This is a genomic window from Nonomuraea rosea, from assembly GCF_039539705.1.
Lineage (GTDB): Bacteria > Actinomycetota > Actinomycetes > Streptosporangiales > Streptosporangiaceae > Nonomuraea > Nonomuraea rosea.
Genome location: NZ_BAABDQ010000002.1, coordinates 621,527 through 644,306, shown reverse-complemented (window position 1 = coordinate 644,306; position 22,780 = coordinate 621,527). Strand labels below are relative to the sequence as shown.

Annotated in this window: 15 protein-coding genes; 7 read left to right on the top strand and 8 right to left on the bottom strand. The window is 69.7% G+C overall.

Going from position 1 to position 22,780, the window contains the following annotated elements; genetic code table 11:
- Nucleotides 1-22: 22 nt before the first annotated feature.
- Nucleotides 23-1,495, bottom strand: a complete 1,473-nt coding sequence (locus ABEA43_RS06780; RefSeq protein WP_345559727.1) for a serine/threonine-protein kinase — start codon at nucleotides 1,493-1,495, stop codon at nucleotides 23-25.
- Between the two features lie 292 nt (nucleotides 1,496-1,787).
- Nucleotides 1,788-2,243: an AI-2E family transporter gene (locus ABEA43_RS06775; RefSeq protein WP_345559726.1), complete on the bottom strand. Its 456-nt coding sequence runs from the start codon at nucleotides 2,241-2,243 to the stop codon at nucleotides 1,788-1,790.
- A gap of 264 nt (nucleotides 2,244-2,507) precedes the next feature.
- Here ABEA43_RS06775 and ABEA43_RS06770 point away from each other — a divergent pair, with 264 nt between their 5' ends.
- The gene (locus ABEA43_RS06770; RefSeq protein ID WP_345559725.1) at nucleotides 2,508-3,464 is read left to right on the top strand and encodes a D-alanine--D-alanine ligase family protein; all 957 of its coding nucleotides are present in this window, start codon (nucleotides 2,508-2,510) and stop codon (nucleotides 3,462-3,464) included.
- On the top strand, nucleotides 3,461-4,831 hold the full coding sequence (locus ABEA43_RS06765; protein WP_345559724.1) for a UDP-N-acetylmuramoyl-tripeptide--D-alanyl-D-alanine ligase: 1,371 nt from the start codon (nucleotides 3,461-3,463) through the stop codon (nucleotides 4,829-4,831). Before ABEA43_RS06770 ends, ABEA43_RS06765 begins: the two co-directional genes overlap by 4 nt.
- A gap of 6 nt (nucleotides 4,832-4,837) precedes the next feature.
- Here ABEA43_RS06765 and ABEA43_RS06760 read toward each other — a convergent pair whose 3' ends face one another.
- Both ABEA43_RS06760 and lgt read right to left on the bottom strand, forming a co-directional pair.
- Nucleotides 4,838-5,530 (bottom strand): aspartate/glutamate racemase family protein, encoded by a 693-nt coding sequence (locus ABEA43_RS06760; protein ID WP_345559723.1) that lies wholly within the window; start codon nucleotides 5,528-5,530, stop codon nucleotides 4,838-4,840.
- Between the two features lie 103 nt (nucleotides 5,531-5,633).
- Nucleotides 5,634-6,440: a prolipoprotein diacylglyceryl transferase gene (lgt, locus tag ABEA43_RS06755; protein ID WP_345559722.1), complete on the bottom strand. Its 807-nt coding sequence runs from the start codon at nucleotides 6,438-6,440 to the stop codon at nucleotides 5,634-5,636.
- A gap of 112 nt (nucleotides 6,441-6,552) precedes the next feature.
- Between lgt and ABEA43_RS06750 the strand changes: the two genes are divergently transcribed.
- The 5 genes from ABEA43_RS06750 (at nucleotide 6,553) to ABEA43_RS06730 (ending at nucleotide 11,321) form a co-directional block, all read left to right on the top strand.
- Nucleotides 6,553-7,680: a sensor histidine kinase gene (locus ABEA43_RS06750; protein WP_345559721.1), complete on the top strand. Its 1,128-nt coding sequence runs from the start codon at nucleotides 6,553-6,555 to the stop codon at nucleotides 7,678-7,680.
- Between the two features lie 50 nt (nucleotides 7,681-7,730).
- Nucleotides 7,731-8,375, top strand: a complete 645-nt coding sequence (locus ABEA43_RS06745) for a response regulator (protein ID WP_345559853.1) — start codon at nucleotides 7,731-7,733, stop codon at nucleotides 8,373-8,375.
- 167 nt (nucleotides 8,376-8,542) lie between these two features.
- Complete coding sequence (locus ABEA43_RS06740) at nucleotides 8,543-9,397, top strand: peptidoglycan-binding domain-containing protein (protein WP_345559720.1); 855 nt, start codon at nucleotides 8,543-8,545, stop codon at nucleotides 9,395-9,397.
- 49 nt (nucleotides 9,398-9,446) lie between these two features.
- Entirely contained in the window at nucleotides 9,447-10,337 is an 891-nt protein-coding gene (locus ABEA43_RS06735) for a peptidoglycan DD-metalloendopeptidase family protein (RefSeq protein ID WP_345559719.1), read from the top strand.
- A gap of 36 nt (nucleotides 10,338-10,373) precedes the next feature.
- Nucleotides 10,374-11,321, top strand: coding sequence for a SpoIID/LytB domain-containing protein (locus tag ABEA43_RS06730; RefSeq protein ID WP_345559718.1), 948 nt, complete (start codon nucleotides 10,374-10,376; stop codon nucleotides 11,319-11,321).
- A 46-nt stretch (nucleotides 11,322-11,367) separates the two neighbouring features.
- Here the strand turns inward: ABEA43_RS06730 and ABEA43_RS06725 are convergent, their stop codons facing one another.
- The 4 genes from ABEA43_RS06725 to ABEA43_RS06710 all read right to left on the bottom strand — a co-directional run bounded on the left by ABEA43_RS06725 (nucleotide 11,368) and on the right by ABEA43_RS06710 (nucleotide 22,777).
- Nucleotides 11,368-12,390 carry an NBR1-Ig-like domain-containing protein gene (locus ABEA43_RS06725; protein WP_345559717.1) on the bottom strand — a complete coding sequence of 341 codons (1,023 nt, stop codon included), beginning with the start codon at nucleotides 12,388-12,390 and terminating at the stop codon, nucleotides 11,368-11,370.
- Nucleotides 12,391-12,488: 98 nt separating this feature from the next.
- Nucleotides 12,489-12,863 (bottom strand): hypothetical protein, encoded by a 375-nt coding sequence (locus ABEA43_RS06720; RefSeq protein WP_345559716.1) that lies wholly within the window; start codon nucleotides 12,861-12,863, stop codon nucleotides 12,489-12,491.
- A gap of 27 nt (nucleotides 12,864-12,890) precedes the next feature.
- Nucleotides 12,891-21,932, bottom strand: coding sequence for a SpvB/TcaC N-terminal domain-containing protein (locus ABEA43_RS06715; protein ID WP_345559715.1), 9,042 nt, complete (start codon nucleotides 21,930-21,932; stop codon nucleotides 12,891-12,893).
- A gap of 374 nt (nucleotides 21,933-22,306) precedes the next feature.
- Entirely contained in the window at nucleotides 22,307-22,777 is a 471-nt protein-coding gene (locus ABEA43_RS06710) for a TetR family transcriptional regulator (RefSeq protein ID WP_345559714.1), read from the bottom strand.
- Nucleotides 22,778-22,780 lie beyond the last annotated feature (3 nt).

The following is a 22,780-nucleotide window of genomic DNA, read 5'->3' as shown; positions in this document are numbered from 1 at the left end:
AGCTCTTCGCCGCCGAGCTGGTTCAGCCGGCCGGGCGGGCCGCCTCCAGAGCCGCGGCCACGGACGCGGCCGCCCGCTCGACGGCCTTGGTTCCGGATCGCGGGCCGGCGTAGGTGAGGGTGACGGAGACGTTCGACACGCGGAACACCATGTTGGCCGTGTACGAGTCGGCGTCCGTCCGGTAGACGGAGGCGAACGATTCCTCGCCGATCACCGGGCTGCTGGAGAACTTGACATCCGGATGCTCATCCCGGAAGTCCTTGAAGGTCTGCCGCGAGCCGGCGAAGTTGGCCCTGGCTCCCTTGAGGGTGGGGACCCGGTAGACGCTGACGGCCGCGAAGGAACCGTTGACGCCGTGATACTGGCAGATCCCCCGGTTACGGTCGTCCTCCCGGAGGTTGCTGCCGAGCAGCGAACGTACCTGAGCCGCGGTGAGCACGCGGCAGGAGTGCAGTCCGGTGCCGAAGAGCGGCTTGGCGGCCGGTGCGGACGTCACCGGCTTGGCCGACGGTGTGGTGCGGCCTGGCTCGTCGTCCGCGCCGAGGGTTTCCGGCCGGGTCATCCCCCAGATCACCGCGCCCGCCGTCACACACAGGGCGATCGCGAGCACGCCGCCCACGACGGCGAGGCGGCGCCCCGCGGGAGCGGACCGCCTCGCCATCGGCCGGGTGGTCTTCGGCTCCTCGCCGCCGGCCACCGCCTGCAGCCACGCCGCCGCCTGGTCAGGGGTGCAGCGCTGCCGAGGGTCCTTCTCCAGCAAGGCGCCGAGGACGGGTGCGATCGGGCCCGCTCGCTGAGGCGCCGCAGGCTCGTGCAGGAGCACAGAGGCCATCACGGCCGCCGAGTTGGGGCCGGTGTGGGCCGCCCTGCCCTCCACCACCATGTACAAGGTGGCTCCCAGCGACCAGAGGTCGGCCTCCGGACCGTCCACCTCGCCGCGCAACCGCTCGGGCGCGATGTAGCCGGGGGAGCCGTTCAGCAGACCGGTCTGGGTCAGTGCGGAGTCCCCCGCCACGGTGGCGATGCCGAAGTCGGTCAGCAGCACCCGCCCGTCCCTGGTGATCAGGATGTTGGCCGGCTTGACGTCGCGGTGCAGCACCCCCATCGCGTGCGCGGCGTTCAGCGCGTCGAGCACGTGCCGCCCTACCCAGGCGGCCTGGGCGGGCGGCAGTGGCCCGTCCTCGCGCACGATCTGGCCGAGGGAGCGGCCGTGGATCAGCTCCATGACGATCCACGGCCGGCCGCTGTCCATGACGACGTCGTGCACCGTGACGATCGACGGATGCGAACGCAGCCGCGCCGCGGCACGAGCCTCGCGCAGGGTTCGTTCGGTCAGTTCGGCACGGGCCGCCTCGTCCAGGTCGGCGGGCAGGCGTACTTCCTTGATGGCGACCTGCTGATGCAGTAATTCGTCGACGGCCAGCCACACCGTGCCCATGCCGCCCTGGCCCAGTTGTGACATGAGCGAATAGCGGCCGGCCAGCAGCATCGTCATGCCCGCGTCATGTGGCCGGACGCGCCGCCGCAGCATAAGCGCGTCGTTCGCGAGACCGTCGCAAACATCACCACCATCATTCCTCCTGGAACACGGGGTCGCATGGATCCGCCGTACGGGCTGACGGCCCCTGTCACGGACGTCGGGCGCGCGCAATCAGCACCACATCGCCCCTGCTCGACGCGCAGCGAGGCCCATAGTGAGAGGGGAAACCGTAGCATGCGGCAAGCCGGCGGTCCGCCACCTCGCGCGAGATCCCCGTCGTCCTCCTGCACTCCAGCTGACGCAAGGGCTATTCGCGGGCGAGCATGGCCTGGGATTCGACGACCATCCCTGCCATCGTGGCCACGCCGGAATCCAGCAACGCCAGGACGGCCGGAGGGGCCGGCCCGATGAGGAAGCCGACGTTGGGGATGTAGTTGGTGATGAACGACAGCAGCCCCCAGAGCAGGGGCAGGGGTACGCCCAGCAGCGCCAGGGCCACGGTGTCGAGGGCGGCCACGACGAGTCCGAAAAGCGTACAGACCACGAGGTAACGGCAGGTGTCGCGGGCGAACTGCCGCAGCGCGGTCACCAGGTGCGGGCGTGTGGCGGTGAGCCTGGTCAGCGTCCGCCGGAAGGCGACGGCGTCCAGGCTCATGCCGTACAGCACCAGGACGAGGAGCACGACCGCCGAGGCCATCCCGGCCAGCCCGGCCAGCAGGCCCTGCGCCGTCTGGACGAGCCGGCCCGCGTCGATGCCGCTCACCGCCGCGCCGGCGGTGAGGGTGCGGAGCCGCCGGACGGCGGCGTGGCCTCCTTCACCAGCATGCCGTGACGCTATGCGGTCACCTTGCGGTGTTCGTGGTGGCAACACGCTGTTCCGGCCGCTCTTGGCCGACTGCATACCAGGGCCTCCGTCTCCTGCCGCTCCAGGAATGACCAGAAAGTGAGCAGTTAATGGCCTGGGAAACGGCCGGCCGGACAGCCCACACTTCCCAGGTTGACGTCCGGCGAGGAGGGCTGATCGATCATGACTGAACGCCTGCGCGTGGCCGTGCTGGCAGGCGGGCCGTCCGCCGAGCACGAGGTGTCGCTGCAGTCGGCGCAGGCGGTGCTCGACGCGTTGCCGAAGGATCGGTACGTCCCGATCCCGATCATCATCGACCGGCAGGGCAGGTGGCCGCTGGAGCTGCGCCGGGGCGTGGCGGACGTGGTCTTCCCCGTGCTGCACGGCCCGTACGGCGAGGACGGCGTCATCCAGGGTCACCTGGAGACGCTGGGCCTGCCGTACGTGGGCTGCGGCGTCCTGGCCTCGGCTGTGGCGATGGACAAGATCGCGATGCGGCGGGCGTTCCTGGCGGAGGACATCCCGATCACCCCGCACGTCTGGTTCACCGAGCACGACTGGCGCACCACCACCGACCGGCAGGGCCTGGTCAAGCCGCTCGACTGGCCGATGTTCGTCAAACCGGCGAACCTGGGCTCCTCCATCGGCATCTCCCGCGTCACCTCTATGGAAGAGCTGTACGCGGGGATCGAGCTGGCATTCGCCTACGACCGGGCCGTCATCGTCGAGCAGGGCGTGAACGCCCGTGAGCTGATCTGCGGCGTGCTCGGCGACCGTTACACCCCTGCCGCCTCGGTCGCCGGCGAGCTCAACGTCCACGGCGAGTGGCTCGACTACGAGGCCAAATACCTCAGCAGCGCCGAGATCGCCACCATTCCCGCCGAGCTGCCCGACCGGGTGTCGGAGGAGGTGCGCGCGCTGTCCCTGCGCGCCTACCGGGCGATCGGCGGCTACGGCCTGTCCCGGGTGGACTTCCTCTACGAGGAGCACACCGGCAACCTCTACGTGCTGGAGATCAACACCATGCCCGGTTTCACCGCTCGTTCCGTCTATGCCAGGGCCTGGGAGGCGAGCGGGCTCTCGTACCCGGCTCTGCTGGACCGCCTCATCAACCTGGCGCTCGCGAGGAGCGGCGCATGATCCCGATGACGCTGGCCGAGATCGCCCGCGTCCTGGACGCGCGCCTGGACGCCGTGCCCGACCCGGAGGCGCTGGTGACGATGCCGGCGGCGGTCGACTCGCGCGAGGTCGTGCCCGGCGGCCTGTTCGCCGCGACGGCCGGCGCCCGCGTCGACGGTCACGACTACGCGGCCAAGGCCGTGGCCGACGGCGCGGTGGCCGTGCTGGCCGCCCGGCCCGTCGGGGTGCCCGCGATCGTGGTGGCGGACGTGCAGTCGGCGCTCGGTGTGCTGGCCGGGCACGTGCTCGCGCGCCTCGGCTGCACGGTGATCGCCCTGACCGGCTCCGTGGGCAAGACCACGACCAAGGACCTGCTGGCCCAGATACTCGAACCGCACGCGCCGACGATCTCGACCGACCGCTCGTTCAACAACGAGCTCGGGCTGCCGCTCACCGTGTTGCGGGCCGACGCCGGGACCCGGTACCTGGTGCTGGAGATGGGCGCGGGCAGGAAGGGCGACCTGACGTACCTGACCGGGATCGCGCCGCCGCGGGTGAGCCTGGTGCTCAACGTCGGCGCCGCGCACGTGTCGCGCATGGGCGGCGGGCTGGCGGACGTGGCCGAGGCCAAGGGCGAGCTGGTGGCGGCGCTTCCGCCCGACGGGTACGCGGTGCTCAACGCCGACGACCCGTACGTCGCGGGCATGGCCGGGCGTACCGAAGCCAAGATCGTGTGGTACGGCACGTCGCCGGACGCCGGCGTGCGGGCCGAGGGGGTGCGGATGGGCGAGGGGGCCACGCCCGCCTTCGACCTGGTCACGCCCTCGGGCCGGGCCAGGGTCGAGCTCGGTCTCATCGGCGAGCACCAGGTGGCCAACGCGCTGGGCGCCGCCGCGGCGGCGGTCACGCTCGGGCTGTCGGCCGGCGAGATCGCCGCCGGGCTGAACGCGGCCGGGCGGCGCTCGTCGGGCCGCTTCGAGATCACCGAGCGGCCCGACGGCGTCACCGTCATCAACGACGCCTACAACGCCAACCCGGAGTCGATGCGGGCCGGGTTGCGCGCGTTCAGGGCACTGGCCGGCGGCCGGCGCACGATCGCGGTGCTCGGCGCGATGGGACAACAGGCCGACGCCTCGCGGGACCGGCACGCGCAGGTGGGACGGCTCGCGGCCGAGCTCGGCATCGAGGTGCTGATCGCGGTGGGCGAGGGCGATCCGCAGGCCATGGCGCGGGAGGCGGCGGACGCGGGCGTCGTCGTGCACCCGGTCGAGGGCGTCGCCGAAGCCTCCCGGCTGGCCGCCGAGCTGATCCGGCCCGGTGACGTGGTGTTCGTCAAGGCTTCCAGCGAATACGGCCTCGGCGTCTGCGCGCGCGAGCTGGCCACCTGAACGGGATCAGTCCCCCAGCGCAAACCTGGCCGCCGCCTCCGCGTGCAACCGCGCGCTCGGCAGCAGCGGGATGACGGTGTCCTTGTCGCTGATCAGCAGCTCGATCTCGGTGCACCCGAGGATCACGCCCTCGGCGCCCGCTTCCGCCAGCTCGGCGACGACCTCGGCATAGGCCTCCCTGGACGACGGCCGGAGCTCGCCGCGCACCAGCTCGTCGAAGATCACCCGATGGACCAGCTCACGCTGCTCACGCTCGGGGACGATCACCTCGAAGCCGTGCTCGGCCAGCCGGTCCCGGTAGGCGGGGTCCTCCATGGTGAACCGGGTGCCCAGCAGCCCGACCTTCCGCCAGCCCCTGGCACGGGCCTCGGCGCCCACCGCGTCGGCGATGTGCAGGACGGGCACGTTCGTGCTCCGCGCCACCTCATCGCTCACCCGGTTGAAGGTGTTGCTGCAGATGAGCAGCATCTCGGCGCCCATGGCCTCCAGCTTGCCGCCCGCATCGGCCAGCAGCTCGCCCACGGTGTCCCACCGGTCGTCGTAGGCCAGGTCCTCGACCGTCGTGTAGTCCACCGACCAGATCAGGCTGTTGGCGGAATGGCTGCCTCCGAGTGCCTCGCGTACCCGCTGATTGATCACTTGGTAGTAGATGGTCGTAGATTCCCAGCTCAACCCGCCGATAAGCCCGATAGTGCGCATGCGGGGCAGGTTAGATCGATCTTCCGCTCATTTCACAGTCCAAAAACTGTTCAGTCTGACCCGATGCGGCGGGCAGAGCGGCGCAGCCGGGCCTGAGGGCCGGTCAACCTTGGTCCGCGGTGGCCGGCGTTCGGCGGGTGACGATCAGGTACGCGAGGGCCGCTCCGAAGACCAGCAGCGCGGTCCAGACGTTGAAGCGCAGCCCGAGGACGAGCGGGGCGGGATCCACGCGCAGCCACTCGATCCAGGCGCGGCCGGTCGTGTAGGCCGCGGCGTACAGGGCGAACACCCGGCCACGGTCCAGCCGGAAGCGCCGCTCGGCCCAGACGACGACCCCGGCCACGCCCAGGTCCCACAGCGACTCGTACAGGAAGGCCGGGTGGTAGGTGGCCGTGGACTCCATGCCCGGCGGCCGGTGGGCGGGGTCGATCTCCAGTGCCCACGGCAGGGTCGTCGGGCCGCCGTACAACTCCTGGTTGAACCAGTTGCCCCAGCGGGCGATCGCCTGCCCGAGTGCGATCCCGGGCGCGACGGCGTCGGCGAAGTCGCGCAGCGGAATGCCGCGCCGCCGGCAGGCCAGCCACGCGCCCAGCGCGCCGCCGGCGACGGCGCCCCAGATGCTGATCCCGCCCTCCCAGATCGCGAAGGCGCGCAGGGGGTCCTTGCCGGGGCCGAAGTACTGCTGCCAGTCGGTGGCCAGGTGGTAGAGCCGGGCGCCGATCAGACCGAACGGCACGGCCCAGGTGGCGATGTCCCCGACCACGCCGCGCTCGCCGCCGCGGGCGCTCCAGCGGCGCTGGGTGACCCAGATGCCGACGACGACGGCGAGCACCATGAGCAGGGAGTACGCGCGGATGGGCAGCGGGCCGAGGTGCCAGACGGCTTGGGACGGGCTGGGGATGGCTGTCACACCGCCGAGTCTGGCTCCGGCGTGGGTGCGCGCACATCGAGCGGACCACCGATAGCCGGGTCAGTCGACTGGTTGATGCCGCAACGACGGGTGGCTGATTATCGTCGGTGCTGTGGAGTCCTGGGAGCGGTCACGCCGCCGGTGGCAGCACGCCTTCTTCGCCTCGTGGCTGGTGCTGACCTCGGCCGGGCCGTTGATGGAGGTGGGTCAGGTCCTGCCGGTGGCGCTGGTGGCCGGGCTGGCCGCCTGGTACGCGGTGTGGTTCGTGCTGCGCACGCCGCCCGCGGGTGAGGTGCCCCTGCCGTACGTGCTGGGTGGCGGGCTGCTCTGGCTGGGGCTGTTCGCGATCGACTCGGCTTTCCTGGTGGTCTGCCTGAGCGTCCTCGTGCCGTACTGCCTGGACGCCGTACGCGTCGGGCTGGTCGCGGTGCTGTCGTGCGCAGGAGGCTGGTTGTGGCACAGCTACCACGAAGGCGGGTCGATCACCTGGACGGAGATCGCCATCACCGCGCTGATCGCGATCAGCGCGGCCACCGCGGTCGGCTACTTCTATTCCGTGGCCCGCCAGAGCGCCGAGCGCAAGGAGCTGATCGATCAGTTGCAGGCCGCCCAGGAGGCGCGGGCGGCGGCCGAACGGCAGGCGGGCGTGGCCGCCGAGCGGCAGCGGCTGGCTCGCGACATCCACGACAGCCTGACCCAGGGGTTCGCCAGCGTGGTGATGCTGCTGGAGGCGGCGCAGGAGCGGTTGCCTGACGACCGGCACCTGACCCAGGCGTTACGGGCGGCCAGGGAGAACGTCGCGGAAAGCCGCCGCGTGGTGCGGGCGCTGCGGCCCGGCGAGCTCGACGACGGCGGCCTGCCGGAGGCACTGCGGCGGCTGTCGGGCCGGCTGTCCGACGAGACCGGCGTCCACGCGCACACCGTGATCACCGGAGCACTGCGGCCCCTGGACGCGCATCTCCAGGCGGAGCTGCTGCGGGTGGCGCAGGAGGCGATCGCCAACGCCCGCCGCCACGCCCATGCCGAGCAGGTGACCCTGACCCTGTCGTACATGGAGGACCTGGTCGTGCTGGACGTCCACGACGACGGCGACGGTTTCGATCCCGGGCGGGCCGCCGCCGGCCACGGCCTGCTGATCATGCGTGAGCGGATGGAGCAGCTCGGCGGCACGCTCCTCGTGGAAAGCACGTCCGGGGAGGGCACCACGGTCGTGGCCAGCCTCCCGGCGGTGGCGCGATGACCGAGCGGGACGCGATGACCGAGCGGGACGCGATGACCGAGCGGGACGCGATGACCGAGCGGGACGCGATCCGGGTCCTGATCGCCGACGATCACCCGGTGGTCCGTGACGGCATCCGGGCGATGCTCGGCACCCAGGCCGATCTGGAGGTGGTCGGCGAGGCGGTCTCCGGCTCGGACGCGGTACGCCTGGCGCGCGACCTGCGGCCGGATGTCACGCTGATGGACCTGCAGATGCCCGAGCTCGACGGCGCGACGGCGATCAGCCGGATCCGCGAGCACGACCCCGGCGCCAGGGTGATCGTCCTGACCACCTATGACACCGACAGCGACATCTCCCGTGCCATCGACGCCGGAGCGATCGGCTATCTGCTCAAGGACACCCACCGTGAGCAGTTGTTCGACGCCGTCAGGGCGGCGGCCCGAGGGGAGAGCGCCCTGTCGCCGGCGATCGCGACCCGGGTGTTGTCATGGGCGCGCGCCGACGCGCCCGGCGCCCTCAGCGGCCGCGAGATCGAGGTCCTGGGCGCGGTCGCCCAGGGGATGAGCAACAAGGCCATCGCCGCCCACCTGTGCATCAGCGAGGCCACGGTCAAGACCCACCTGCTGCACATCTTCGCCAAGCTCGACGTCGATGACCGCACCGCCGCCGTGACCGTGGCGGCCACGCGGGGGATCATCCGCCTGGGCGGCTAGGACAGCTCTTTCCGCGTGCCGCTGAACTGTGCGGTCGCCTGTCAGACGGCGCGTACGCCCCTGTCGGACAGGCTGACAACACCGATCTTCTTGCGGACACGTGAGCGAACCGGGAAGTTGGTTCCGCCGCACCGGAATCACCCTCATCCCCTGCACCAGGAGTCCCTATGAAGCTGCCCTCATGCGCCGCCGTCCTCATGCCGAGCGTCCTGTTCGCTTCGCTGGCCGGAGCGTTCGGGGCGTCGGCGGCACAGGCGGCACAGGCGGCCGACGCTGGGGCTCTTCCGAGCGTGAACATGGAAGCCACCGTCAAGGCGGCCCAGATCGACCCGCGGCGGCCCGACAGCACGCTGACCCCTGGCGCGAAGGCCAGCGTGCTCCTCGTCGAGCGGGCGCTGAGTGACGAGAGCTTCCTCGACGCGAAGTGGGTGGACGGTTACTTCGGCACCACGACGGTCACCGCCTACGCGAACTACCAGAAGTCGCTCGGCCTCACCGGCCTCAACGCCAACGGCCTGCCGGGCAAGACGTCGCTCACCAAGCTCGGCGCCGGCCGCTTCAAGGTCACCAACGCGATCGCCCCGGGCGCCCGGGTCTCCACCGGCGGTTTCGTCGTCAGCACCCGCACGCGAAACATGCTGGCGGAGGCCAAGCGGCTGCTCGGCCGCGACCTCAAGCTGGATCAGGGTTCGTACAACCCCGGCGGCGACCCCACGTCCGCGGGCACCCACGACGGCGGCGGCGTCGTCGACATCTCGGTCAAGGGGATGAGCTCCGCCAACCGCACCGCGGCCGTCCGCGCGTTGCGCCTCGTCGGCTTCGCCGCCTGGCTGCGCAACCCCCAGCAGGACGACTGGCCGTGGCACATCCACGCCGCCGCCATCAGCGACACGGACCTCTCCGGCCAGGCCCAGCACCAGATCGGTGACTACTACCTCGGCCGTAACGGGCTCGCCGGCCGCGGCCCGGACGACGGCCCGAAGGTGACCATCCGCACCTGGGAGGAGTACCAGCGCCGCTGACTCGAATCCCAGATCCCCCCAAAAGAACCAGACGTACAAGGAGAAAAGCATGCGAACACTCACCAGGATCCTCACCGCGACGACCGCCGCGATGGCGCTCAGCGGAACGGTTCTCGCCACCGCGGGCCCCGCCTCGGCCGCGAACCGCGACGGCGTCTGTGATACCGGCGAATTCTGCTACTACTTCAACAGCAACAACCAGGGCTCGCTCTCGGACTTCACCGGATCGATCGCCGACTACTCCACCACGCAGCCCACCTGCTACGACTTCAAGGGCGCCGGCGAGGGCAAGGGCAAGTGCATCAAGAACGCCGCCGCCTCCGTCTGGAACCGCAGCAGCAAGACCGTCCGCGTCTACTTCAACACCGGCCACACCGGCACCTACCAGGACTTCGCCGCAAACGCGAAGGGCAACCTGAACGCCTCGCTCAAGAACCAGAACGCCTCGCACCAGTTCAGCCCGTCGTCATCGACGCGCAGCAACATGTCGTTCTCGCTGTACACGGCCGCCGGCCGGATCACCTGCGGCTTCGACGGTTACACCACCACCTCCGGCCGGCATGAGGGCATCGACATCGCCCGCGGCGTGGGCTCGAACGTGCACGCCCTGACGGCGGGCAAGGTCATCAACGTCGCACGCGGAGCCACCGGCAGGGCGGGGCTTTCCACGATCGCCATCTACAACTCCGTACTGAACAAGACGGTGATCTACCTGCACTCCGCTCCCCTGTCCTCCCTGCGCGTGGGCCAGCAGGTCACCCGCGGCCAGACGATCGCCACCGAGTCGTGGCACGGCGTGTCGACCCGGGCGTCCGCGCACACCCACGTCGAGATGCGCCTCGGCCAGCAGACGCGTGCGGCCAAGAGCGTCGGCGACTCGCACCTGGACAACCCGAACCCGACCTCGTTCTGGAACTCCCAGGGCTACAGCATCCGATAGCGTTCCGCGGTCTCTGAACAGATGAGGAAGACACCTGTGCCTTTACGAACTGTCCGGCTGATCTCACGACTCGCCGCGGCGACCGCCGCGATGGCGCTCGGCGGAACGATCCTCGCCACCGCATCGCCCGCCGCGGCCGCGGACCGCGACGGCGTCTGCGATACCGGCGAATTCTGCTACTACTTCAACAGCAACAACCAAGGGTCGCTCTCCGACTTCACCACCTCGGTCGCCGACTACGCCACCACCCAGCCCACCTGCTACGACTTCAAGGGCGCCGGCGAGGGCAAGGGCAAATGCATCAAGAACGCCGCCGCCTCCGTCTGGAACCGCAGCAGCAAGACCGTCCGCGTCTACTTCAACACCGGCCACACCGGCACCTACCAGGACTTCGCCGCAGGCGCCAAGGGCAACCTGAGCTCCACCCTGAAGAACCAGAACGCTTCGCACCAGTTCGTGAGCTCCACCTCGCCGACCGGGTGCAAGACCGACGGCACGGACACCAAGCTGCCCACGACGATCCTCGTGTACCGCAAGTCACTGGATCGCGTGGAGCGGGTGGAGTTCAAGACCTACGTCAAGAACGTCCTGCCCAACGAGTGGGTGTCGAGCTGGCCGAGCGAGTCCCTCAAGGCCGGGGCGATGGCCGTGAAGAACTTCGGCTGGTACTGGGCGCTGCACTCCAACCGCAAGACGCCCGGCGGCCAGTGCTTCGACGTCTATGACCACACGTCGAGCCAGGTGTACAAGCCCGGCTCCGCCAAGGCGGTGACGAACGCCGCGGTGGACGCGACATGGGGCACCCGGCTGACCCGCAGCGGGAAGATCTTCCGGGCCCAGTACTGCGCCACGACGACGGCGTGCGGCAACTGGGTCAGCGGCGACTGGATGTCGCAGAACGGCTCCCGCGACAAGGCCAGAGCCGGCTGGGGCTACGCCAGGATCCTCCAGTACTACTACACGGGGATCGTGCTCGGCTCCTGAGACCGTCCGACGCTGATTTCCCCGCCGTGCCGAGCGCGGCGGGGTTTCAGCGTACGTCGACGATGATCTGGAAGTTGAGCGGCCGGCTGCCGGGGAACACGACCTTTCCCGAAGCGTCCACCATCTTGAAGCGCACGTAGCACAAGCCCGGCTTCCTGGGCGTGGTGATGTCGGTCCGGATGTCGACGGTCTTGCCGGGTTTCGTGTCCTTGATCGGCACGTCGGAGATGGTCTGGCATTGATCGGCTTGCTGCGTGAGGTCGAGGCGGCGCAGCGAATAGCCTTCCCAGGGCACGGTCCCGGTGTTCTTGAGCCGCCATACCTTGGTCATGGTCTCGCCGGCGGCGACGCGCGTGCAGTCGGGGAGGGTGACATCGTCGATGAACGTGGCCGCATCGCCCTTGTGCAGCGGCGGGGCCCACGGCGGGTTGGTCGAACGCACCGGGCAGTCGGCCGGCGACAGCGCGGCCGTCGAGGGGCTGCCGGTCGGGCTCGGGTTGTGCTGTTCCTCAGGCGTGGAGTCGCGGTTGACGGCGACCACGACGACGATCGCGGCCGCCAGGATGACAGCCGCCGTTGCCAGCACGGCCGGACGGCTCAGCCGTAATCGCCCGCCGCTCCCCGGCGCATCGGCCGGCGGCTGGACGCCGCCCGCGAGCCCGCCGGACGGTGGCGACGGCAGGGAGGCCGGCCGGGACACCGGCGACCCGACGGCGAGGTGCAGGGTACGGACCTCCGAGGCGCCGGTGGCGGCGAATTCACCGGTCGGATGGTCGTCCGCCGGGATCGAGGGATCTGCGGCGCTCGCCGACCTGACCGCCCGGTTCGCGCTCTCCCAGCGTTCGCGATAGGCGGCCGGGTCCGCGTCACACACCTTGACGAACTCGACGGTGGTCTCCCAGCTCGGGAGCCGGTTCCCCTTCGTGGCTTCGTGCAACGTCGTGTGGGAGATGGCGCCCGACCGGCCGGACATCTCGCGGAATGGTGGGTTTCCGACCGCGTTGCGTAACTGCCGCAGGACCGCCGCGAAGTCCTCGATCGCCTCCGCACGTGCACGCCTGTCGTCCACCGTGCGAAGGTAACAGCACCCGCGATCTCTCTCAACTCAAACCGAATCGCCGCGAACCCGGGCAAGACCGGCATGCGGCCGGCCGAACAGGCCCTTCCCTACCATCGGCGCCACCTGTCGGTGAGCGCGTATCGGTTCTTGCCGTGGCGGGCCGCCAACGCGCCGACGTCGATGCCGTTCTCGATCAGCACCTCGTCGATGAACGAGCAGAGCTGCTCGCGCTCGTCGGTGTCGATGGCGCCGCCCTCCGGGCTCTCCGCCGCCGCGTTGAGGGCCAGCACGACGCGTTCGATCACGGCGAAGACCTGCTCGTCCGACGGCGCCACGAGGGCCCGCACCTCGGCTTCGTAGCGCGCCAGGGCGGCGTCGACCGCCCTGAGGAAGCCGTCCGAATACGCGCCCGGGACGGGCGCGTATTCGGGAGCCGCGCACTCCATCAGGTCTCGCCAGTCTTGAGAAGGTCTGACGGGCATGAGGGAATCCTATGATTTCGTGATGGGTCAATCGCTGGCGACGGCGTTTCTCCGGTTGAGCAGCGTCCCCCCTCCGACGCCTCCGTAGTAGTCGATCAGCATCTGCTCGTACTTCTTGATCTGGTCCTTGGAGTCGCCGGTCATCTCGACCCAGTCGAGCTGCTGGACGTTCGCGGTCTTGTATCCGCCGCTGCCCACCGCGTGGTCCTTGCCGGTGAAAGCGTCATGGATCCTCTTGTGAATGGTGTTCGTCTCCGTCGCGGAGCCGACGTAGATCTTTCCGTCGTTCAGTTTGATGATGTAGACGCCCTGGGTCGCCGGGATGTCCATGCCGAACGTCCGGCAGGTGGAGTTGTGCGTGAGGACCGGGACGTCGCCGGAGACCACGTAGTACGTGTGCAGACCTCCGATGGTCAGGTTGTGCACCCGCTGCTGCGCGGTCCACTCGCTGATGCCGTCGACCTGGACGTACGTGCCGGCGGATGTGCGTAACCGCATGCCGGATTCGAGGTCTTCCGCGTTGACCCAGCGCTTCAGGTCCTCCACCCAGAAGGGGTGCTCGTCGGTGGCGGTGATGGGCGCGGTCTCGTCGCCCCGGGCGCCGTCGACGTCGACCGAGATCTTGACGAGGTTCTTCTCCCCTTCGCCGACGATGAGGGCGGTGACGGGCTTGGACTCGGTGCGGCCGGTCTCCGGGTCGGTGGCGAGGACCTGGTCGCCGATCTCGACCTCGTCGATCGGCTTGGTGGTGCCGTCGGCCATCAGGACTTCGGTGCCGGGGGTGAAGCTGTTGTTGCAGCGGATCCCGCGCAGCCTCGCGGCGAAGTCGTCCCCGAACTTCTGCGCGAACGCGTTCAGCTTGTCGGACGCCCATTCGGTGACGCGTTTGCCGACCTGGGTGTTGGCGACCCAGCCAGCGGTGCGTTCGACGACCTTCAGCCGGCCGACGGTGGCCTCCGCGCCCTTCTCGACCGCCACCCAGCCGGCTTCCGCGGCGCCTTCCTGCCAGGTCTTCCGGCCCTCGGAGACGTCGTTGACCGTGTTGGCGATGCTTCTGGCGCCCTGGTAGGCGCTGTAGGCGGTCATGCCCCACATGACGCCCTTGCCGATCAGGATGGCGGCGGGGACGAGGAAGACGAGGTTGCCGTCGGGGTCGGTGTTCTGGACCGGGTTGTTGTAGCCGTAGCCGTACAGGTTGAGGTTGCCCGGGTTGTAGACGCCGTCGTTGCCCTCGCCTGCGAGGTAGTCCTCGACGATGGGATCGGCGGACTTCCACAGGCCCATGCGCGCGTCGTAGTAGCGGGCGCCGTGGTAGTAGTAGCCGGTCTCCGGGTCGAGCTCCTTGCCGGTGAACTGGTACGGGTTCGGCTGACCTGGGCTTTCCTCGACCCAGGTCTCGCCGCCGGGGAAGTAGTCGAGATGCTCGGCCAGCCGGCCGGTGCCGTCGGTGCCGAAGGTCGTCGAGCCGACCTGGTCGCCGTGGTAGAAGAACTGGTCCTTCTCGAAGGCGCCCGGCTTGGACGTCTTCGAGGCGATCCGGGTGGTGCCGACGAAGACGTGCTTGTACTCGGTCTGGTTGCGGGTCGTGTAGTTCTGGTTCGGATACAGGGTGGTCTGGGGGCCGTCCTTGACGACCCGCCCGCCCTGGTCGTCGTAGGTGAAGCGGACCGTGGGCGGCTTGCGGTGGTCGTCGCAGGCGGCGGGGTCCTGCGGCTGGGTGTCGTTCTTGGTGGTGTCGTGCACGCAGGCCAGGCGGTTGTCCTCGTCCCAGATCAGCTGACGGCGGGGTTTGCCGTGCTCGTCGGAGTCCTGGTCGATGAGGTTGCCGTTGTCGTCGTAGCGCATCTTGTCCGGGCCCACCTCGGTGGGCGCGTGCGGGCGCGAGCCGAAGCCGTAGACGTGCGTGTAGCTGGTGTCCTGCTGCACGTGCTCGACGCCGTCGGCCTCGATGATCGCGTGGCGCTGATGCTTGCCGACGATGTTGTGGATCGTGTCGTACGTCAGGCGGAACGCGTAGGAGTCGGTCTTGTGGATGTCCGGCGTGTACTGGCCGCTCGCCTGGGTGAGCCGGTACAGGTTGTCGTAGATGTAGGTCTGCGTGGACGGCCCGCCCAGCTTGGGGGTGGTGGAGCCGTCGGGGATCTTGGTGTCGTTCTGCAGCCGGGTGATGTTGCCGACGTCGTCGTAGCTGTAGCGGTAGCGCTGGAACTCGTACCCGGTGGGCAGGGTGGAGCTGAGCAGCGCCAGGCTGCGGTCGGCGGCGTCGTAGGTGAACGTGGTGGTGGTGCCGTTGCCCAGCGCCATGCGGACCCGCTGCTCGAACTTGTCGTACTGCATGTCGCGCAGATACGGGTAGGTCTGGCCGCCCTTGACCCCGGTGGCCGAGATCACCTGGCCGCCGGAGTCGTACCCGTAGCTCAGGACCTCCCCGTCGGGGTAGGTGAGCTGGAGCACCCGGCTGAAGCTGTCGTAGCGGTAGGCCGTGGTGAAGGTCTTGGCGTGTGCGCCGGAGCCGGGCAGTGTCCTGGTCTCCGAGACGACCTCGCCGAGCGGCCCGTACTGACGGGTGGTCACGCCGCCGGCGTCCTCGACCTTGGTCACCCGGCCCGCGGCGTTGTAGGCCGCGCCCGGGGCGCCGTAGGTGTAGCGGACGTCGTTGTCCTTGAAGATCGGGTAGTCGATCTTGACCAGCCGGTCGAAGTCGTACTCGTAGCTGATCTTCTTGTCCCGGTCCGCCAGGTTGGCGGTGACCTTGCTGGTCAGGTTGCCGGCCAGGTCGTAGCCACTGGTGGTGCGGCCGGAGTCGGGGCTGGTCACCGTGGTGCGGCGGCCGAAGTCGTCGTAGGCGGTGGTGGTGTGGTTGTCCTGGTCGTCGGTGACCTTGGTGAGCTGGCTCAGCGGGTCGTAGACGTAGTTCGTCCAGAGCGGCGGGCCGCCGTTGACCGGGTTCGGCTCGCGTACGGAGGTGATCTTCTCCCGCACGTCGGTGAAGGTGGCCTTGGTGTTGCCCTCGGCGTCGGTCACCGCGGCGGAGAACTGCCGGGTCCCGGAGCGGTCGTTGCCGAAGCCGTAGACCGTGGTGCTGCCCGTCCCGTCCGGCAGGACGGTCCGCACCTGGCGGTCCAGCACGTCGAAGTCGCTGACGGTCGGGTAGACCCGGTCGAAGGCCGCGTTGAACGCGATGTTGCCCGCGCCCTTCGGCTCGCTGACCGGGTAGGACTGCTCGGCCGCGCGGCCGAACTCGTCGAAGACCGTCCGCCCGGAGACGGTCATCGCGTCGGCGCCGCCGATCTTGGCGTCCTTCTTGGTCTGCACGACGCGGGCCAGGCCGTCGACGAAGGTGACGGTGTCGATGGTGTCGGCCTTGACCGTTCCGTCCGCTGCGCGGTCCAGGTGGCGGGTGACGGCGTACGGGACCGTCGCCTCGGGGTGGTACTCGAAGGCGATGGTCGGTTTCCCGGCTCCGTGGTCGTGCGGTCCTGTCACGGTGGCGATCCGGCCGGCGCCGTCGTAGGTGTAGACCAGCCGCTGGTTGTTGGTGTCGACCGTGGTCTCGGTCTCACCGAACTTGAGGTTGTACGTGGCCGAGGACGCGTAGCCGTAGCTGTCCAGGGTCGAGGTGACGTACGTGCCGGTCACCTCGTCGTAGCCGTAGGTCTGCTTGTAACGCTGTCCCTTGTGGTTGGCCGGTCCGGTCAGCGTCGCCGGCATGCCGCCGGGGTGGTAGGTCGCGTCCGTCACCGCGATCTTCTGGTCGTCCAGCTTGGCCCGATGCCGGGTCAGATTGCCGGTGGCGCAGTCGATGTCGGCCTCGTTGCGCCGCATCACCTTGCCGCCGCCGCGCACCTCGGAGGAGTTGGCGACACCGACGATGTAGGTGTCGGCGCAGCTCGCGTAGCCGGTGGCGGTGACCACGTCGTCGGCGGCGCCGCTCTCGCCGTAGTCGGTGGTCTTGGTGACGTTGCCGTACTTGTCGTAGACCATCTCGGCGCGGGTCTGCTTGCCGGGCGCGGTCTGGCCCTCGTACCAGCGCTGATCCTTGCGGACCAGCATGGGGAAGATCGCCGCGGTGGTGCTGCCGCCGTTGCCGGTCCCGCCGGTGGCGACGTCGCGCAGCTCGTACGTCTGCAGCGTCTCGATGAACGGCTTGGCGTCGCCGTCGGCCGCGAGCGTCCGGGTGATCAGGCCGCGCGTGTAGTGGCTGCGGTTGTCGTACTCGGAGGTGGCGCTCCGGTGGACGGCGCCGTTGCGGTCACGGCTCTGGGCCGTCACCGTGGCGTAGCCGCGGAACTCCCGCTCCAGCCGGTCGAACACGCCGCCGGCGTAGGTGAAGGTGCTGTGCTGGACGTCCGGGCCGTCGCCGGCCAGGCCGTCGTGGATCTTGACCGAGCTCAGCACGAACCGCGAGCCCGGCAGGTCGTAGGTGTTGCCGTCCCGGGTGTAGTCGAGCTCAAGGGTCGAACCCAGGGGCCTTTTGATGGTCTTGAGGAGGTTGGTCCTGCCGGTCTGGTTGGCCGCCACGGTGAGCTGGTTGTCCGCGTCGGAGGCCAGGTGGTCGGCGAAGCCGTCGCCGTTGATGTCCCGGATCATCTGCGTGGCCCGCGACGCTCCGGTCGAGACGTCGGCGCCGGGGTTGATGATGACGAATCCGCCGATCCCGAACGCGATCGGGATCGAGATCGTGAAGTACGCTCCCGCGCCGAGCCGGGCGTTGACGTCCTTGCTCAGCCCGGACAGGCTGCCGCCGAAGTCGACGGGGGCGGCGAACCCGCTGCCGGTGTTGATCGCCACCTTGATCGGCGAGCCGGCGAAGACCCGGTCGGCCAGGTTGTCGCCGTTGACGTCGGCCAGGGTGGCGGAGGTGGTGCTGTCGCCCTGGTTGAGCGACGCGCCGCCGGCGAAGCCGTAGAAGTCGGTGTTGAAGCCGATGTTGAGCCCGGAGTTGTCGCTGCTGCCGTCGTTCAACGGCCCGCCCGGCCACGGCTCGGGGTCGGCGAAGCGGTAGCCGAGGTTCAGTGCCGCGCGCCCGTCCTCGAAGACCCGGTCGGGCAGCCCGTCGCCGTTGATGTCCAGCAGGTCGCTCTCGGCGTCCGAGGTGCCGGAGCCGAGGTTGCCGCCGATGCCCAAGGGCGGCATGTCGTTGCCGGAGGTGGCGGTGCTGGTCGACCTGGTGCCGTTGGGCGCGGCGTCGCCGCGGCCGGTGGTGATCGTCCGGGCCGCGCTGCCCGCGCTGGCGTTGCCCGACACGTTGTCCGCTGACCGCACGGTCCCGCCGGGCAGGCCGCCGCGGGTGCCGCCGAGCACGCCGGACGGGTCGGTGTACTGGATGCCGCCGGTGCCTACCACGTCGGGGAAGCCGTCGGCGTTCATGTCGAGGTAGTCCAGCTCGCCGGTGGAGGTGCCCCTGGCGACGCTGCCGCCGACGGTGCCCACACCGCCGCCGACGCTGCCGGTCACCGAGATCTGCTGCGAACGCGACATCCTCGGCACCGCCCGCACGCCCGAGACGTCGGCCGTGGTGGGCAGCCCGATCGCCTGCCCGCCCAGCCGCGAGCTGGTCACCGTCGCACGGGAGACCCACAGGTCCGCGCCCGACGCCCAGCGGTCGAGGTCCGGCTGCGGCACGAAGAGGATCGCCTTCGGCGGGGTGACCCGCGGGTCCCGCTCGAACGCCGCGCGATCCCGGTCCACGTCGACGTCCTGGGGCAGTTGCGCCTGGATGTCGTCCACCTTCACCAGGTCGGCCTGCCGGATCGGCTGCGTCGCCCGGTCGCCGTTGCCGTTGTAGCCGACGTAGGCCCAGCCTCGGTACGGCCGGCCGTAGACGCCCTCGGGGGCGGGCTCGTACCCGGTCGCCGCCGTCTCGGTGCCGTCGACCAGCACCGACGCCCCGGCCAGCAGGTTGGGCGCGGCGGTGAACTCGAAGAACAGCTTGTCGCCCGCCGCGGCCTCGACCTGCACCGGGACCGGCTCCGAGCCCAGCGTGACGCTCTGCTTGGTCAGCAGCACGCCCTGCTTCTTGACCGTGAAGATCACCTGACCGGTGGCGCCGGCCGCGGCGATCGGCTGCGGCGTGACGCTGAGGGTCCCCGCCGCGGGCACCTCGTACGGCTGCGCGGGACCGCTGGAGAACGCATAGGTGTCGATGTCGTACGGCGCGCTGAACTTCTGCCCGAACTCATCCGGCACGGGCGAGGTCTCGGTATAGGCCGCGGTGGGCGTCCACTTCAGCGCGGTCACGTCGATCGGCGAGTCCGTCCTGATCCGCCACGCCAGCTCCTGGCCCTGGGCCACCTGGATCGTCGCCGCCACCGGCACCTCGCCGGTGAACCCGGCCGCCACCTGCTTCTCGAAGACGGTCTGATTCGCGCGGGTGATGCGGATGGTGAGGTCGTCGCTGGTGACCGCGCTCTTGGTGAGCGCGCCGGCCAGGTTCAGGGTGCCGGCCCGCGGCGCCGTCACCGTGGCCGTGCGCCCGGCCAGCGTGAAGTCCGCCGACGCGGTGTACGAGGTCAGCGACAGGCCGTTGGCGTCGGTGCGCTCCGACGCGTCCGTGTAGGTGATCTTCGGGTCCCAGGTCACCCGGTCGGCGGAGCCGTCCTTGACCGAGCCGACCCGGAAGTAGAGGTGCTCGCCCTTGCCGACCTGGATGGCGTCCACCCCTTGCGGGGCGTGCTCGGCATGGTCGGTGATGCGGGCCGACCACAGCTCGTCGTCCTTGTGCTGGACGGCCACCCGGACCCCGTCAGGGTCGGCGAACGCCGGCAGCTCGCCCTCGACCACGGTCAGCTTGACGGCGCCGGTGACGCTGACCGTGCCGTCGAACGGCGCGGTCCACCGGCGCAGCGTGTCCACCAGCGGGAACGACTGCTCGCGCCGCGCGCGGTCGGCCGCGTAGTCGGGCAGCAGGCCGTCGGCGTCCACCTCGCTGTTCCCGATCGGCACCGGGGTGTCGGACGCCGCCCCGAAGACCGGCACTCCGTCCGCGGCGATCCGGCCGAACAGCACGCTGTCGCCGTTGACCAGGTCGGTGATGCCGTCGGCGTTGACGTCGCTGAAGTACCGGTTCTGGGTGCTGATCGTGTCCACGTAGTCCAGCTGCACGGCCGCGGCGCCCGGGTACGCCTCGGTGCCGACCGTCCGGGAGCTGGAGCTTTGCGCGAAGATGCCCGGCAGGTTGCGCAGCGGCGTGGTCTGCTCGGCGAAGCGGGGCTCGCCACCGGGCCGCGACAGGTTCTTGCGGAAGACGTATCCGCCGCCGCCACGGAAGACCTTGTCCGGCAGGATGTCGCCGTCCACGTCCGCCAGGGCCAGCAGGCCCTCGTCCGAGCTGCGGCTGAAGCCGGTCTTCACGCCGACCGAGTTGCGCTTGCTCGGCAGCGGCCCCCACCCGGTGTACAGGTGGCCGCCCGCGCCGGTCGAGGTGTTGCCGTTCAGCGCGCCCGCCTCGCCCGCGCCGGGCCGCACCCCGTTGACCAGGCCGTTGGACAGGCTGTCGTCCGGCGAGGCCCAGGTCACCCGCTGGAACGCCGTGTACTTGCCGGCGGCGTCGCGGATGTCGTCGAAATAGCTCAGCTCATGGCTGTTGAACAGCTTCCCGGCGGCGTCGTACTGCTGGATCGTCTTCAGCAGCGTCTTGTTGAAGGCGCCCTCGGTGTAGACGAAGTCGTAGCGGCGGATCAGCTCGTCGCCGAGCCGCACCTCGATCCGGCGCAGCAGGTCGGCCACCACGCGCTTGAACCCGCCCAGCGCGTCGATCAGCACATCGGGCCGGCGCTGCTCGGACAGCTCACGGTCGCGGACGAACGTGACGGAGTACGGGCCGTCGGCGTCCCCGCGCCCGGTGTAGGTGAGCTTCTTCGGGTAGAGCGCACGGCCGGGGACCGAGCCGCCGGCCACCCCGGCGTCCTCGACGGTCGCGTGCTGGTAGCGCATCGTGTTGCCGTTGGCGTCGCGCATCTCGCGCAGCGCCCAGGAGAAGACGTTGCCGGCGTCGTCGGCCAGCGTGGCGCCCGCGCCGCCGTACAGCCACGTGGTGCCGGACTTGTCCGTCACCTCCCAGCTGTAAGTCTTCGGCGAATCACCCTTGCGCACGATCCGCGCGAACCGGCCCTCCACCCGCTGGTGGAACACCTTGTCGGCGGTACGGGGCCGCGCCGCGCCCCGGTGCGCGACCGGGGTCAGCTGCTCACCGGCGAACGTGTACGTCTCGGTCTCGTTCTCGGCGGAGTAGCGGGGGACGCCCCAGCGCGTGTCGATCGAGACCGACGGCAGCGACAGGTCCCAGCCCACGCCCATCCAGCCATTGGGCGTCAGCGACGAATAGTCCGCGGTCAGCGACGGCTCCATGCCCGCCCGGCCGCCCGGCGTCTCGATCGGGTACGACGTCCGCGCCTCGCCGAGATCGTTGGCCGTGGGCGTGCCGACCTGGTTCAGGTTCGCCGACGGGTCCGCGGCCTGGATGCCGTTGATCTGCGTCGGGTCGAACGAGACCTGATCCGGGCCCTCCGGCGGGTTCACCGTGGCGTTCACCATGTCGGTGAAGTGGTCGGTCTTGGAGATGATGAGCTGCTGCTCGGTGTCCACCGCGACCCGCACCAGCGCCCGCCAGCAGGTGCCCTGCTCGTCGAAGAAGAAGGTCCGCACGTCCTGCGGCGTCAGCCCGGCCGTCGCCAGCTTGCTGGGGTCGTACGGCATGCTGATCGTGATGTCCTGCTCGAACTCGAACGGCGTCGGCGTGAACCGGTAGCCGGCGCGCGGCCCCTCGGTCACGTTCTCCATCCCGGCGCCCAGCACCGGCAACTGCCCCTCGGTCAAGGGAGTGATCCCGATCTCGGCCGGCTCGTCCAGCGCCGTGGTGCCGATGTCCAGCCGGACGTCGTCATAGGTGATCGTCTTGGCCGACTCGGCCTCGGCGGTGGCCCGGTAGCCCGGCAGGACGGGGTTGGCGAACGGCGTCAGGCTGGGCGGAGCCGGCACCGGCGCCGGCGCGCCGGGTACGCAGTCGGGCGAGACCGACTGCGCGGTCGCGCTCTGCGTCGCCACCGAGGCCAGCCCGGTCGTCAGCACGGATAAACAGGAGAGCACGCATAAGACGCGCGAGCGCAGGCTGATCACGTTCACCACTCCAAGCTCGGGACAGGTGCACTGAGGGGGTGCGGAGTACTTGGCATAAGGGCGGCATAAAGTGATCAGCGCCGCGCCTTATCCTTAACACCGGCATCACTGCCTGTCCAGCGATGAGTTTGGGCGCAGCGGACGCGCTGGAGTCACTGGCACGCCGCCGACCAGGCACATCAGAAAAGACGGTTGGTCGCATGCGGCGCAGAAGTGCCCGGAAATTGTCACGGCCGGGACTGGTGGGACCGGCCGCCACGAATAGTAGCCACGACGGCACGCTGAGCACTGTCGATCGCAGATAAAGAGCAGTCAGAAAGCTCGGCTCACGATTCTGTGAGCATGCTGGTGGCTTGGTGATTAAGTGTGCGCTCGGCGTCGTCGCAGGCCCACTGGCAATCGACGATGAGCGTCCGCCAGGCATTCAGTCCGAAACAGAACCACAGGCGGTCCGCCACGTTTTCGACATGGAAATGCGGGGCGATGAAGCCTTTCCCGACAATGAGCTCCGCGGCGTCCCGCAATGCTTGGCGACAACCCGTGAGCACGTGCTGCCACGTTTCTCGCGCGCCGTCGTCGCCGGCCATCGACGAGTACAGCAGATCCACCATTGGCTGAGACCGTTCGTGGTCGGCTCGGGTGCCGCGGGCCACCAAGGCGACGGCCGATTCGAGGCTGGTCGCGTCGCGTAGTTTTTCGAGCGTCTCGGTGGACGCGGTCCCCGCCATACGCGCTATGTCGGACATCGTGACCCGGGCATGGCCGCGTGTGGTGAACAACTCGCGTGCGGCCTGCAAGAT

Bases quoted from the DNA above. Each gene is read 5' to 3' on its own strand.
- ABEA43_RS06780 (WP_345559727.1), bottom strand. From the start codon at position 1,495: ATGACGATGCTGCTGGCCGGCCGCTATTCGCTCATGTCACAACTGGGC.
- ABEA43_RS06770 (WP_345559725.1), top strand. From the start codon at position 2,508: ATGACTGAACGCCTGCGCGTGGCCGTGCTGGCAGGCGGGCCGTCCGCC.
- ABEA43_RS06765 (WP_345559724.1), top strand. From the start codon at position 3,461: ATGATCCCGATGACGCTGGCCGAGATCGCCCGCGTCCTGGACGCGCGC.
- ABEA43_RS06760 (WP_345559723.1), bottom strand. From the start codon at position 5,530: ATGCGCACTATCGGGCTTATCGGCGGGTTGAGCTGGGAATCTACGACC.
- ABEA43_RS06745 (WP_345559853.1), top strand. From the start codon at position 7,731: ATGACCGAGCGGGACGCGATCCGGGTCCTGATCGCCGACGATCACCCG.
- ABEA43_RS06740 (WP_345559720.1), top strand. From the start codon at position 8,543: ATGAAGCTGCCCTCATGCGCCGCCGTCCTCATGCCGAGCGTCCTGTTC.
- ABEA43_RS06735 (WP_345559719.1), top strand. From the start codon at position 9,447: ATGCGAACACTCACCAGGATCCTCACCGCGACGACCGCCGCGATGGCG.
- ABEA43_RS06720 (WP_345559716.1), bottom strand. From the start codon at position 12,863: ATGCCCGTCAGACCTTCTCAAGACTGGCGAGACCTGATGGAGTGCGCG.